Source organism: Streptomyces sp. M41(2017) (assembly GCF_002078175.1).
Classification (GTDB): Bacteria; Actinomycetota; Actinomycetes; order Streptomycetales; family Streptomycetaceae; genus Streptomyces.
On the sequence record NZ_MWFK01000001.1, the window covers coordinates 4,300,598 to 4,313,109 of the forward strand.

Sequence of the window (12,512 nt, forward strand, 5' to 3'; positions counted from 1 at the left end):
CCAGTGTCGCATTGCCACAGGTCGGACCAGGTGCACGGTGTCTTGACGACCTCCACCGCCTTCACGACCATGACGGGGGCCGCCTGGACGGCCGGTCCCCGCGAGCCGCCCGAAGGAGCTGAGTCACGTGACCTTGACGGCCGGGGCGGAGCGGTCCGCGCGGGGAACGCCCCGCGCCACGGGCCGGGAGGGCGGGCCCGGCGATCACGGCGCCTGGTTCCTGGTGCTGCCCGCGCTCATCCCCATCCTGGTGCTCAGCGTCGGACCGCTGCTGTACGGGATCGGGCTGGCGTTCACCGACTCCCAGTCCGGGCGGACGGCGCCCACGCGGTGGGTCGGCACGCTGAACTTCCAGGACCTGCTCCACGACACCCTGTTCTGGGAGTCGTTCCGCATCGGCCTGGTGTGGGCGGTCGGGGTGACCGTCCCGCAGTTCCTCCTCGCGCTCGGGCTCGCGCTGCTGCTCAGCCAGGACCTCAGGCTGCGCTGGCTGGCCCGGGCCCTCGCGATCGTCCCCTGGGCCATGCCCGAGGTCGTCGTCGGCATCATGTGGCGGCTCGTCTACAACCCGGACGCGGGCATCCTCAACGAGACCCTGCGCGACCTCGGTCTCGGTGACGGCCGCGACTGGCTGAGCGGACTCGCCACCCGTCCTGGTGATCATCCCGCTGTTCCTCGTGCTGAAGAACCTGCGGCTCATCGACTCGATGACGGGGCTGATCATGGTGTACGTGGTGTGGGCGCTGCCGTTCGCGCTGTGGATGCTCGTCGGGTACGTACGGGCGGTGCCCACCGAGCTGGAGGAGGCCGCCGCGGTCGACGGCGCCGGCCGCGTGCGCACGCTGGTGTCCGTGACCGCGCCGCTGCTGGCGCCGGGCATCGTGGCGACGGCGCTGTTCGCGTTCATCAGTGCCTGGAACGAGTTCTTCTTCGCGCTGGTCCTGCTCAAGACCCCGGAGAAACAGACCCTTCCGGTCGTCCTGACGCACTTCATCGGCGCGGAGGGCGTCGCGGACCTCGGACCGTTGGCCGCGGCGGCATTCCTCGCGACCTTGCCGTCGCTGGTGGTGTTCGCGCTCATCCAGAAGCGGATCACGGGCGGCATGCTCGCCGGGGCGGTGAAGAGCTGATGCGCACCCGCCTCCTGACGGTCCTCGCCGTCCTCGGTCTGCTCCTCACCGCCTGCACGGACGGCGACGGCGGCCGTTCGCACGGCGTGATCACCCTGCGCTTCCAGTCGCTGGCCTGGCAGCAGGACTCCGTCACCGCCAACAAGGAGCTGGTGAAGGAGTGGAACGCGACCCATCCCGGCGTCAAGGTGGAATACGTGCAGGGCAGTTGGGACAGCGTCCACGACCAGCTGCTCACCTCCTTCGAGGGCGGCGAGGCCCCCGACATCATCCACGACGCCTCGGACGACCTCGCCGACTTCGCGTACGGCGGCTATCTCGCCGACCTGCGCGGGCTGTTGCCCACCCGACTGAAGTCGGAGATCCCGCAGCGGAGTTGGGAGGCCGCCACCTTCGGCGACGGGGTCTACGGCGTGCCCTTCCTCCAGGAGCCGCGCGTCCTCGTCGCCAACTCCCGTCTGCTGAAGGCGTCCGGCGTGCGCGTGCCCACCCCGGACAGGCCCTGGAGCTGGGACGAGTTCCGCTCGGTGGCGAGGAAGCTCACCGGGAAGGGCACGTACGGCGTCGCGTGGCCGCTGAAGGAACCGGTCTCGGCGACACTCAACCTCTCCCTTTCGACGGGCGGGCGGCTCTTCCACCGGGGCGCGGACGGCAAGGTGACCGTACGGTTCGGGGACGCCGACGCCGTGGTGCCGCAGACCGTGCGCGACCAGGTGGCCACCGACCACAGCGCGTCGGGCGCCACGCTCGGCATGGGCGGATCCGACACGCTGCCCGGCTTCTTCGGCGGCAAGTACGCGCTGGTCCCCCTCGGCCTCTCCTACCGCCAGCAGATCGCGCAGCAGGCACCGAAGGGCTTCGACTGGCAGGTGCTGCCCGCACCCGCAGGAGCGGACGGGCTCACCCAGGGCGTCAGCCCGCAGACGCTCTCCATCGCCGAGGACAGCCCGCACAAGAAGGAGGCCGCCGCGTTCCTCGACTTCCTGCTGCGGCCGAAGAACATGGTGCGGCTCGCCCTCGGCGACTGGATGCTGCCCACCGGTACACAGGCGCTGCGCGATCCGGCCCTGCACACCGCCAAGGACGACTGGGCCACCGGCACCGCGCTCGCGGACCGGCTGCGCCCGGCGCCCGCCCAGTCCGTGCGCGGCTATCCGGAGTGGAAGGACAAGGTGGCGACCCCCGCGTTCCAGGAGTACTACAGCGGCGCGATCGGACTCCGCGAGCTGCGCGAGCGGCTGGAGAGGGACGGGAATCTGGTGCTGGCCCGCTACCAGCGCTGAGGTCGCGGACCTCGTTAATGGTTGGACGAGACGTCTCGTCTCGCTTATGGTCGACGCATGACCAGTCGACCTGCCCATATCGCCATGTTCTCCATCGCCGCGCACGGCCATGTGAACCCGAGCATCGAGGTGATCAGGGAACTCGTCGCCCGTGGCCACCGGGTCACGTACGCGATCCCGCCCGCGTTCGCCGACAAGGTCGCGGAGACGGGCGCCGAACCGAAGCTGTGGAACTCGACCCTGCCCACCGACGACGACCCGGACGCGTGGGGGACCGAGCTGATCGACCACATCGAGCCGTTCCTCGCCGACGCCCTGCAGGCCGAACCGCAGCTCGCGGCGGCGTACGCGGGGGACGAGCCGGACCTCGTGCTGTACGACATCACCGCCTATCCGGCCCGGGTCCTCGCCCACCGCTGGGGCGTCCCCCTCGTGCAGCTCTCGACGAGCATGGTGGCCTGGGAGGGGTACGACGAGGAGGTCGGCAAGCCCCTGTTCGAGCCGCTCAAGCAGACCCCGCGCGGCAAGGCCTTCTACGAGACCTTCGGCGGCTGGATCGCCGGGAACGGCATGGACCTGAGCGTCGAGGACTTCATGGGCCGCCCCGACCGCTGCCTGGTGCTGATGCCGCGGGCCCTGCAGCCCAACGCCGACCGGGTCGACGAGGAGCGCTACACCTTCGTCGGCGCCTGCCAGGGCGACCGTTCCGCACAGGGGGAGTGGCGGCGTCCCGCCGGTGCCGGACGGGTGCTGCTCGTCTCGCTGGGCTCCAGCTTCACCAAGCAGCCCGCCTTCTACCGGGCGTGCGCGGAGGCGTTCGCGGACCTGCCGGACTGGCATGTCGTCCTGCAGATCGGCAAGTTCGTCGACCCCGCGGAGCTGGGCGAGCTGCCGGGCAACGTGGAGGTCCACTCCTGGGTGCCGCAGCTGTCCGTCCTGCGCCAGGCCGACGCGTTCGTCACCCACGCCGGCTCGGGCGGGAGTCAGGAGGGCCTCGCCACCGCCACGCCGATGGTCGCCGTACCGCAGGCGGCCGACCAGTTCGGCAACGCCGACATGCTCCAGGCGCTCGGGGTGGCCCGCCACCTCCCGGCGGCCGAGGCGTCGGCCGCGGCGCTGCGGGAGGCGGTCCTCGCGGTGGCCGACGATCCCGCGGTGGCGCGGCGCCTCAAGGAGATCCAGGAAGGGATGGCGGGGGAGGGCGGCACCGGCAGGGCGGCGGATCTCATCGAGGCGCAGTTGCGCCGCTGAGCCGGCCCGACGGCCCGACGGCCCGACGGCCCGACGGCCCGACGGCCCGACGGAGCGGCGGCGCAACGGAGCAGCGGCGCGACGGAGTGGCGGCGGCACACGAAAGACCCCCGGAATCTCACCGTCCAGGGGTCGTGCGGTGCCGCCGCGTCACGGTTGCGCGCGAACCGTGAAGTCCTGGCGCGCTTTGGATCACGGTCGGGTATTTATGTAACGCTCAGGTAACGCGGGGCTCGCCGGGCATATCCATCGACTCGGTATTCAGGAAGACCGTTACCCCTTCCAAAAGGTTGCACGGAGCGGATCTTGCGACTTTGGTGAGGGGATTCCTAGCGTGAGGTTAATTCCAGTCGAACACCAGGAAGTTGACCCATGCGATCCACACGCCGAGACATACCGCACCTCGCCGAGGTACGCCGCATCACGGAGAAGAAGCGCGACGCCTGGTGGACGGTGCTGCTCGTCGATCCGGTCGCCACGCCCCTGGTGCGGCAGCTCGCCCTGCGGACGAGGGTCACGCCGAACCAGATCACCTGGGGCGCCTTCCTCCTCGGACTGGCCTCGGCGGCCTGCTTCGCGCTCGGCGACTGGCGCTGGCTCGTCGCGGGCGCGGTCATCTACCACGTGAGCTTCATCTTCGACTGCATGGACGGCAAGCTCGCCCGGCTGACCGGCCAGGGCTCGGTGTTCGGCGCCTGGCTCGACTTCGTCTTCGACCGCATCCGGGTGGCCGTGTGCGCCGTGGCGCTGATGGGCGGCCAGTACGAGCGCACGGGGGAGACGCTGTACATCTGGCTGGCGCTCGCCGTCGTCGGCCTCGACACCCTGCGCTACATCAACTCCCTGGAGATCTTCAAGATCCGCCACACGATGCGGAAGCAGATCAAGTCCAGGATGCGGGAGGCGCGCCGCGCGGAGAACCAGGCCGAACTGAGCTTCATGGAGGACCTGCTCCGCGACAACCCCGAGGCCGACATCGAGCAGGACATGACGAGGGCCGAGGAAGCGGCCAACGCCGCGGCGAAGGGCGACGAGACGGCGGAAGAGGCGCTGGTCGAGACCCTGGCGGGCCCGGTGGCTGTCGCCCCGGCCCGTGTCATCGACCTCCAGCAGGAGTTCCGCCGGCGCTTCCCGACGTATCTGCGGCTGCGGTCGTTCCTGCTGCGGCACCGGATTCGCGCGCACCTGGTGAGCGGCATCGAATTCCAGATGGGTGTCTTCATGATCGGCCCGCTGCTCGACTCCGTCATGGGGGCGACCATTGTCTCCGGAGTGCTCCTCCTCGTCTTCGAACTCGCCATCATCTACAAGCTCCTGCTGTCCACCCGGGACTTCACGCGCACGATCGACTCCTTCGAGCGTGACGCGGTGGCCAAGGCCGCCTGAGCCCTCCGCGCCCTCACGGCGGGACGGCGAGGTGGCCGGGGCGAGCACGCGCCCCGGCCACCCGATCCGACCGGCCCCCGGCGACCTCGCCGACGGGCCGGTCCTGTGTCAGGCCCCCACCCGCTCGCCCTCCACCGCCGCCGCCGGCGGGGTCGGTGCGACCGCCTCGGCCGCCTCGTCGTGGGTCAGGTCGGGCATCCGGTTCAGCCACTTCGGCAGGTACCAGTTGCGCTCGCCGAGCAGCGCCATCACCGCGGGGAGCAGGACACCCCGGATGATCGTCGCGTCGATGAGCACCGCGGCCGCCAGGCCCACGCCCATCTGCTTCATGGACTGCATCGACAGGGTCCCGAAGATCGCGAAGACGGCCACCATGATGACGGCGGCGCTGGTGACCACGCCCGCGGTGGTGACCACCCCGTGCCGGATCGCGTCCTTGGTGTCGCGGCCCCGCAGCCGTGCCTCACGGATCCGGGAGACCACGAACACGTGGTAGTCCATCGAGAGCCCGAAGAGGATCACGAAGAGGAACAGCGGCAGCCAGGCCACGATGGCGCCGACGCCCTCCGCCCCCACCAGGGAGGCACCCCAGCCGTGCTGGAAGACGGCGACCAGGATTCCGTACGCGGCGGCCACGGACAGGAGGTTGAGCACGATCGAGGTGATCGCGATCGTCAGCGAACGGAAGGAGACGAGCATCAGCAGGAAGGCGAAGACGACCACGAAGGCGAAGACCGGCGTCACCGAGCCGATCAGCTGGTCGTTGAAGTCGTGCGACCCCGCGACCTGTCCGGTGATCGGCGCCTGGACGCCCTCGACCTTGCCCAGCGTCTCGGGCCGCACCGTGTCCCGCAGCAGTTGCAGGCTCTTCTCCGCCTTGTCCTGGTCGGAGCCGCCGACCAGCGGTACGTACACGAAGGCCACGTCGTGCTCGGCGTGCACCTTGATGTCTACCGGCCCGCGTGAGGCGCCCGAAGCGACCGCCCGCTCACGGAAGTCGGCGAGTGCCGCCTTCACGTCGCCGGCGTTGATGTTCCGCGCCTTGACGACCACCTCGGCGGGCTCGGAACCGCCGGGGAAGGCGTCGTTGACCCGGTTGTAGGTGCCCACGATCGGCAGCGAGTTGCCGAACTCCTGGTCCAGGGTGAGCTGCTGGGTCTTCATACCGAGGGCCGGCGCCGCGATGGCGAGCAGGGCGCCCGTCGCGACCACGAGGGAGATCGCGGGCCTGGCGAGCACGACCCGCAGGACCGCTCCCCAGAACCGGCTGCCCTCGGCCGCCGGACGACGGTTCTTCCGGCCTCCGCCGGCGTCGCGGCGCTTGGCCCGGTGCAGGAACGGCACACGGCCCTTCTCGACGCGCTCGCCGAGCAGGGAGAGCAGTGCCGGCAGCACGGTGACCGAGCCGACCATGGCGACCGCGACGACCATCAGCGAGGCCAGGCCCATCGCCTCGAACTCGGCGAGCCCGGTGAAGAGCATGCCCGCCATCGCCACGCACACCGTGACACCGGAGACGATGATGGCGCGGCCACTGGTCGCGGCGGCGATCCGCAGGGCGGTCGCGGCGTCCCGTCCGGCCTCGCGCTCCTCGCGCTCACGCCGCAGGTAGAACAGGCAGTAGTCGACACCGACGGCCAGACCCACCAGCAGCATCACGGAGTTGGCCGTGTCGCTCATCGGCATCAGATGGCTGACGACACCCATGAGGCCCATCGTCGCCATGATGGCGGTGACCGCGAGCGCGACCGGGAGCAGCGCCGCCACCAGCGCGCCGAACGCGATGAGCAGGATGCCCAGCGCCACCGGCACGGCGGACAGTTCGGCCTTCTGGAAGTCGTCGCCGAACGCGTCGTCGTACTGCTTCATCATGCTCGCGCCGCCGATCTCCTCGATCCGCAGCCCGGCGTGGTCCTTACCGACGCTCTCGACGGCCTTGAGCACGGGTTCGACGCGCTCGCCCGCCGTGTCGGAGTCACCGCGCATGTCGAACTGCACGAGCGCGCTGCGGCCGTCCTTGGAGATCGTCCCGGTGTCGTACGGCGAGGTCACGTCGGTGACCTTCCCGGTGGCGCCGACGGCCTCGACCACGGCGGCGACCGCGCTCCTGAAGTCGGAGTCGGTGGCCTTGCCGCCCGCGTCCTTCGCCTGCACCAGCACCGACTCGCTCGCCGGCTCCTCGATGCCCGCGTCCTCGATGATCTTGGCAGCGGTGTGCGTCTCGCCCTTGAGCTGGTCGCTCTCGTTGACGTCGACACGGCCCGCCGCCGAGCCGAGGCCCATCGCCAGGACGACGAACAGCACCCAGATCCCGACGGCCGCCCATCGGTGCCGGGCGCTCCAGCCGCCTGCCCGGGCGGCGATGCCCCGCACCCGTGTGTGTCCGTTAGCCATGACGGGCCAGCCCCCTTGTGCGCGGTGACGGCCCCTGCCGCCACCTTCCACCTCGACGGTATGGGCCGCGTAAGAGCGTCTCGTCGTGCTGTCCGGTGAGCCCCGGGCCCGGCGTCTCCTCCCCGCGGACCCCGCGGCCTCCGCACTGCGGAGGAGTAAGCCCCCTACATCTAAAAGGAGTTCTCGGGGGCGACCGTCAGGGGCGGGCGGCCCGGTCGGTCTGCCGAAGGGGACCCGGCCCAGCGCGCCGCCGCCCTCACCGGCGGCGCCACCGCGGACACGATCCCCCACCCGGCCCGGGCACGCCCGACGCACTCCTGAAGTCCGTCGGGCAGCCCCACGGGCCGCGGTCGTCGTGCCCACCCCCACGGGGCCCGACGGCCGCTTTATGGTGTGCGGATGACGACGACGTACGCGGCGCTGTTGCGCGGCATCAATGTGGGTGGCGCGAAGAAGGTGCCGATGGCCGAGCTGCGCACCCTGATGGAGGGACTCGGGCACGGCGACGTCCGTACGTATCTGCAGAGCGGGAACGTCGCGTTCAGCAGCGCGCACGGTGACGAGGAGAGCCTCGCCGCCGAGCTGTCCGCGGCCATCGAGCAGCGGTTCGGGTTCGACGTCGGCGTCCTCGTCCGCGACCACCGCTATCTGAAGGCCGTACGGGAGGCGTGCCCCTTCCCCGCCGCCGAGCTGGAGGCCAAGCAGCTGCACGTCACCTATTTCTCGGACCCCGTCGACGCCGAACGCTTCGCCTCCGTCGAACCCGCGGCCTTCCTCCCCGAGGAGTTCCGCCTCGGCGACCGCGCCCTGTACCTGTACGCGCCCGACGGCCTCGGCCGGTCCAAGCTCGCGGACGTACTGGCCAGGCCCCGGCTGCTCAAGGGTGTCCTCGCCACCACGCGGAACTGGAACACCGTCGTCAAGATGGAGGAGCTCACCGGTGTCTGAGCGCAACCCCGCCGTCGAGGCCGCCGTCGAGGGCGAACTGCGCCTGCTCGACCCCGAGGTCCGCCGCTCCGCCGATCTCGTCGGCGCCCTGCTGCACCCCGACTTCTACGAGTTCGGCTCGTCCGGCCACATCTGGGACCGCGCCTCGATCATCGCGGCCCTGGCCGCGGAGACGGAGACCGGCGGCCACAGCACCACCTCACGCATGAAGGGCGTCCAGCTCGCCGAGGATCTCGTGCATCTGACGTTCGACACCGACAACAACGGCCGCCGCGCGCACCGGAGTTCGCTGTGGCGGCGCTCCGGTGACGGCTGGCTGCTCTACTTCCACCAGGGCACCCCCTTCGGCGCCACCGAGGCCTGACCGGCCGCGGCGTTGCGGGTGGCCGCTACACCCTTCTGTGCGAGGCTCGTCGTATGCGCTACATCATCATCGGGGCGGGAGCGGTCGGCGGCGCCGTCGGCGGGCGGCTGGCGGAGGCCGGGCACGAGGTCGTCCTCGCCGCGCGGGGAGCCCATCTCGCGGCGCTGCGCGCCGACGGCCTGCGCCTCGTGACCCCCGAGGGCCCGCGCGTCCACCGGCTCCCCACCGTGGCGGGTCCGGCCGAACTCGGCGAACTGCGTGCCGACGACGTGCTCGTGCTCACCGTCAAGACCCAGGACGGCGCGGCCGCGCTCGGCGAGTGGGGCGCCGCCCCCGTGGCGGGTGGCGGTTCGGCCGCCGAACGGCTCCCGGTCGTGTGCGCGCAGAACGGCGTCGAGAGCGGACGTCTCGCGCTGCGCCGCTTCCGCCGGGTGTACGGCGTCTGCGTCTGGCTGCCCGCCACCTTCGTCGAACCCGGCACCGTGGCGGCGGCCGGCTCCCCGCTCACCGGGATCCTGCACCTCGGCCGGTACCCGGACGGCACCGACGACACCGTCCGCCGGATCGCCGCCGACCTGGAGACGGCGCACTTCGAGGCGCCGGTCGTGCCGGACGTCGCGCGCTGGCAGTACGCCAAACTGCTCGGCAACCTCGCCAACGCGATCGAGGCGGTCAGCGGCGTCCTCACCAGCGAGGCGGGCCTGGAACTGTTCACACGGGTACGGGCGGAGGGCACCGCGGTCCTCGACGCCGCCGGGATCGCGTACGCCGGCGAGGAGGAGCAGGCCGAGGCCCGCGGCGACAAGATCACCTTCAAGCCCTTCGACGGCTCACCGCGCCGCGGCGGCTCCTCCTGGCAGTCCCTCGACCGGGGCACCGGCACCATCGAGGCCGACTACCTCAACGGTGAGATCGCCCTGCTGGGCCGGCTGCACGGCGTTCCGACCCCGCTCAACGACCTGCTCCAGCGGCTGGCGAACACCTTCGCCCGCGAACGCCGGCCCGCGGGGTCGATGCCGGTGACGGAACTGGTCCGCCTCGCCGACGAGGCCGTCGCGTCCGTACCGGAGGGCGGGGCCCCGCGGCCCCGTTGAGGGCGCCACCGCGCGCACGCCCCGAACGGCAGGGGACCGGGCGCGGAAGGGAGCCCGGGCGGTCCCGCACGGCGAGCGGGCCGCCGAACTCTTCGACGGTTTCCGCGTCCTGGCCGCCGAAGCCGGCTTCTTCGAGCTCAAGCGGTCCCGCACCGGCGGGCTCTCCTTCGGCCGAGCGTCGAGGAAGCCCGGCCGCGCCTCAGGCGCCGAGCGCCGCCAGGGCCGGCAGCCGGGCCTCGTCGTAGCGGTCCAGCAGAACCCGGGCGACCTCCGGCGCGGGACCGAGGACGTCGGCGAGGACGTCCGCCCGTTCCGCGCCCCGCGCGATGCGGTCCGGGAGGAAACCGGGCGCCAGCACGTACGGGGCGACGGCGACGCGCTCGCAGCCGAGCGCCCGCAGGTCGCGCACCGCGTCCTCGGTGCGCGGCAGGGACGCGGAGGCGAACGCGGGCCGCACGGCGCACCAACCGGTGTGCCGCCACTCCCGCGCGATTGCTGCGATCACCGCGATCGCCTCCGGGTCGGTGGACCCCGCCGAGGCCAGTACGACCCCGGTCGAGGACTTGTCGGCGGGCGTCAGCCCCGCCTCGTACAGCCGGCGTTCGAGCGCCGCCGTGAGCAGCGGCGACGGACCGAGCACCTCCGCCTGCCGCACGCGCATCCTGGACGGTGCCTCGCGCAGCACCGCGGGAATGTCCGACTTGGCGTGGAAGGCGCGCGTCAGCAGCAGCGGCAGCGCCACCACGTCCCGTACGCCCTCCGCGTCCAGGGACGCCAACACGCCCTGGACGGAAGGGACGTTGAAGTCGAGGAACCCCGTCTCCACGCGCAGGCCCGGGCGCTGGGCGCGCACCCGCCGTACCAGGGCGTGCACCGTCGCGGCATGCCGCGGATCGCGGCTGCCGTGGGCGATGACGACGAGGACGGGACGCTCGGGCCTGCTCATGACGGTGTCAGCCCTTCACCAGGAGTCCGCGGCTGCGCAGCACCCACCGCTCCACCGGGCTGAAGATCAGCAGGTCGATGGCGATGCCGACGAACAGGATGAGGAAGATGGCGAGGAAGACCATCGACATGGAGCTGGCGTTGCGGCCGTTCTCCAGCAACTGGCCGAGGCCCACGCCGAGGTCGGGCGAGGAGGCGATGATCTCCGCGGCCATCAGCGACCGCCAGGAGAACGCCCAGCCCTGCTTCAGACCGGCGAGATAGCCGGGCAGCGCGGCCGGCATCACGACGTGCCAGGTGCCGCGCAGGCCCGTCGCACCCATCGTGCGGCCCGCCCGAAGGAACAGCGGCGGCACCTGGTCGACGCCCGACACCAGACCGTTGGCGATCGAGGGAACCGCGCCCAGCAGGATCACGGCGTACATCATCGAGTTGTTCAGACCCAGCCAGATCACGGCCGGCGGCACCCAGGCCACCGACGGGAGCGACTGGAGGCCGGACAGGATCGGGCCGATCGCGGCGCGCACGAACTTCACCCGGGCGACCAGCAGACCCAGCGGCGTCCCGATCACCAGGGCGAACAGGAAGCCGAGCAGACCGCGCGAGACGCTGGTCCAGATGTAGTCGAGCAGTGTGCCCTTGAGCCAGGCGTCCTGCACCTCGCCCCACACGTCGGACGGCGAGGGCAGCTTGGTCGGATCGTCGACGATCTTGAAGGTGATCAGGGCCTGCCAGGCGATCAGTACCACCGCGGCCGCGATGAGCGGCGGCAGCACCTTCTCCCGGAACGTCGTCCCGTAGGACCTGCGGCGGGTGACGGAGGACTCCAGCGCGTCGAGTCCCGCCTCCAGGCCGCCCAGTCCGTCGGTCTCCCTGACGGCGGCGTCGGCCTTGGTCTCAGTGCTGGCCATGGCGGCGGATCTCCCCACGCAGTTCTTCGGTGATCTCGATGGACAGTTCGGCCACGGGGGCGTCCTCGATGCGGCGCGGCTGCGGGATGTCGACCGTCCACTCGCGGGCCACGCGTCCCGGTCGCGACGACAGCAGGACCACGCGCTGCGCGAGCCGCACCGCCTCGCGCACGTTGTGCGTGACGAACAGGACGGACACGCCCGTCTCGCGCCAGATCCGGGTCAGCTCGTCGTGCAGTACGTCTCGGGTGATCGCGTCCAGCGCCGCGAACGGCTCGTCCATCAGCAGGATCTGGCTGTCCTGCGCGAGCGCCCGCGCCAGTGCCACCCGCTGGCGCATACCGCCGGACAGCTCGTGCACGCGCTTGCCGTACGCGCCCTGGAGCCGGACGAGCCCGAGCAGCTCCTCGGCCCTGCCGCGCCGCTCGGCCTTCGGAACTCCCCGCAGACGCAGGGCGAGTTCGATGTTCTTGCCCGCGGTGAGCCACGGGAACAGGGCGTGCTCCTGGAACATCAGAGCGGGGCGCCCCTGGGTCGTGATGTCACCGGCGGAGGGCTTGTCGAGGCCCGCCACCAGGTTCAGCAGGGTGGACTTGCCGCACCCCGAGGCCCCCAGGAGGGTGACGAACTCGCCCGGCGCGACATCGAGGGTGATGTCGTCCAGGACGAGCTGGGGCCCCGCAGGTCCGGCGAAGGACTTCGAGACGTGCTCGATGCGGGCGGCGTACTCCGTCGTACCGACGCCGTCCGCGGCCTTGGCGAGGGTCGTGGCCATGGTCGTCACCTCCTGGGAACTCTTCGGGATC

11 protein-coding genes and 2 pseudogenes are annotated in these 12,512 nt (G+C 71.4%); 8 read left to right on the forward strand and 5 right to left on the reverse strand.

Annotated features, from left to right (window positions below):
* Nucleotides 1–204: 204 nt before the first annotated feature.
* The gene (locus B0675_RS18875; RefSeq protein WP_081219988.1) at nucleotides 205–549 is read right to left on the reverse strand and encodes a hypothetical protein; all 345 of its coding nucleotides are present in this window, start codon (nucleotides 547–549) and stop codon (nucleotides 205–207) included.
* A 101-nt stretch (nucleotides 550–650) separates the two neighbouring features.
* On the opposite strand from B0675_RS18875, the pseudogene B0675_RS18880 reads away from it, so the two are divergent.
* The 4 genes and pseudogenes from B0675_RS18880 to B0675_RS18895 all read left to right on the forward strand — a co-directional run.
* Nucleotides 651–1,130: pseudogene (locus B0675_RS18880) on the forward strand (carbohydrate ABC transporter permease); the annotation flags it as partial.
* A complete protein-coding gene (locus tag B0675_RS18885) occupies nucleotides 1,130–2,413 on the forward strand; it encodes a sugar ABC transporter substrate-binding protein (RefSeq protein ID WP_081219989.1) in 1,284 nt (427 codons plus the stop codon). The pseudogene B0675_RS18880 and the gene B0675_RS18885, both read left to right, overlap by 1 nt.
* 57 nt (nucleotides 2,414–2,470) lie before the next feature.
* Nucleotides 2,471–3,664, forward strand: coding sequence for a macrolide-inactivating glycosyltransferase (mgt, locus tag B0675_RS18890; RefSeq protein ID WP_081219990.1), 1,194 nt, complete (start codon nucleotides 2,471–2,473; stop codon nucleotides 3,662–3,664).
* Nucleotides 3,665–4,036: 372 nt separating this feature from the next.
* Nucleotides 4,037–5,050 (forward strand): CDP-alcohol phosphatidyltransferase family protein, encoded by a 1,014-nt coding sequence (locus B0675_RS18895; RefSeq protein ID WP_081219991.1) that lies wholly within the window; start codon nucleotides 4,037–4,039, stop codon nucleotides 5,048–5,050.
* A 108-nt stretch (nucleotides 5,051–5,158) separates the two neighbouring features.
* Here B0675_RS18895 and B0675_RS18900 read toward each other — a convergent pair whose 3' ends face one another.
* Nucleotides 5,159–7,444 carry an MMPL family transporter gene (locus B0675_RS18900; protein ID WP_081219992.1) on the reverse strand — a complete coding sequence of 762 codons (2,286 nt, stop codon included), beginning with the start codon at nucleotides 7,442–7,444 and terminating at the stop codon, nucleotides 5,159–5,161.
* A gap of 399 nt (nucleotides 7,445–7,843) precedes the next feature.
* On the opposite strand from B0675_RS18900, the gene B0675_RS18905 reads away from it, so the two are divergent.
* From B0675_RS18905 to B0675_RS41995, 4 genes and pseudogenes are all read left to right on the forward strand, one after another.
* The gene (locus B0675_RS18905) at nucleotides 7,844–8,392 is read left to right on the forward strand and encodes a DUF1697 domain-containing protein (RefSeq protein WP_081219993.1); all 549 of its coding nucleotides are present in this window, start codon (nucleotides 7,844–7,846) and stop codon (nucleotides 8,390–8,392) included.
* The gene (locus B0675_RS18910; protein WP_081219994.1) at nucleotides 8,385–8,756 is read left to right on the forward strand and encodes a nuclear transport factor 2 family protein; all 372 of its coding nucleotides are present in this window, start codon (nucleotides 8,385–8,387) and stop codon (nucleotides 8,754–8,756) included. The genes B0675_RS18905 and B0675_RS18910 overlap by 8 nt, the downstream gene beginning before the upstream one ends.
* A 53-nt stretch (nucleotides 8,757–8,809) precedes the next feature.
* Entirely contained in the window at nucleotides 8,810–9,850 is a 1,041-nt protein-coding gene (locus tag B0675_RS18915; protein WP_081219995.1) for a 2-dehydropantoate 2-reductase N-terminal domain-containing protein, read from the forward strand.
* Nucleotides 9,851–9,908: 58 nt separating this feature from the next.
* Nucleotides 9,909–10,019 (forward strand): annotated as a pseudogene (locus B0675_RS41995) (disulfide bond formation protein DsbA); the annotation flags it as partial.
* Nucleotides 10,020–10,049: 30 nt separating this feature from the next.
* Here B0675_RS41995 and B0675_RS18925 read toward each other — a convergent pair.
* Genes B0675_RS18925 through B0675_RS18935 form a run of 3 tightly spaced genes read right to left on the reverse strand, consistent with a single transcriptional unit; the run spans nucleotide 10,050 to nucleotide 12,481 of the window.
* Entirely contained in the window at nucleotides 10,050–10,796 is a 747-nt protein-coding gene (locus B0675_RS18925) for a sirohydrochlorin chelatase (RefSeq protein ID WP_081219996.1), read from the reverse strand.
* Between the two features lie 7 nt (nucleotides 10,797–10,803).
* A complete protein-coding gene (locus B0675_RS18930; protein WP_081219997.1) occupies nucleotides 10,804–11,706 on the reverse strand; it encodes an ABC transporter permease in 903 nt (300 codons plus the stop codon).
* A complete protein-coding gene (locus B0675_RS18935; protein WP_081219998.1) occupies nucleotides 11,693–12,481 on the reverse strand; it encodes an ABC transporter ATP-binding protein in 789 nt (262 codons plus the stop codon). Before B0675_RS18935 ends, B0675_RS18930 begins: the two co-directional genes overlap by 14 nt.
* Nucleotides 12,482–12,512: the final 31 nt, after the last annotated feature.

Bases quoted from the DNA above. Each gene is read 5' to 3' on its own strand.
- B0675_RS18875 (WP_081219988.1), bottom strand. From the start codon at position 549: ATGATGCCGACGACGACCTCGGGCATGGCCCAGGGGACGATCGCGAGG.
- B0675_RS18885 (WP_081219989.1), top strand. From the start codon at position 1,130: ATGCGCACCCGCCTCCTGACGGTCCTCGCCGTCCTCGGTCTGCTCCTC.
- mgt (WP_081219990.1), top strand. From the start codon at position 2,471: ATGACCAGTCGACCTGCCCATATCGCCATGTTCTCCATCGCCGCGCAC.
- B0675_RS18895 (WP_081219991.1), top strand. From the start codon at position 4,037: ATGCGATCCACACGCCGAGACATACCGCACCTCGCCGAGGTACGCCGC.
- B0675_RS18900 (WP_081219992.1), bottom strand. From the start codon at position 7,444: ATGGCTAACGGACACACACGGGTGCGGGGCATCGCCGCCCGGGCAGGC.
- B0675_RS18905 (WP_081219993.1), top strand. From the start codon at position 7,844: ATGACGACGACGTACGCGGCGCTGTTGCGCGGCATCAATGTGGGTGGC.
- B0675_RS18915 (WP_081219995.1), top strand. From the start codon at position 8,810: ATGCGCTACATCATCATCGGGGCGGGAGCGGTCGGCGGCGCCGTCGGC.
- B0675_RS18925 (WP_081219996.1), bottom strand. From the start codon at position 10,796: ATGAGCAGGCCCGAGCGTCCCGTCCTCGTCGTCATCGCCCACGGCAGC.
- B0675_RS18930 (WP_081219997.1), bottom strand. From the start codon at position 11,706: ATGGCCAGCACTGAGACCAAGGCCGACGCCGCCGTCAGGGAGACCGAC.
- B0675_RS18935 (WP_081219998.1), bottom strand. From the start codon at position 12,481: ATGGCCACGACCCTCGCCAAGGCCGCGGACGGCGTCGGTACGACGGAG.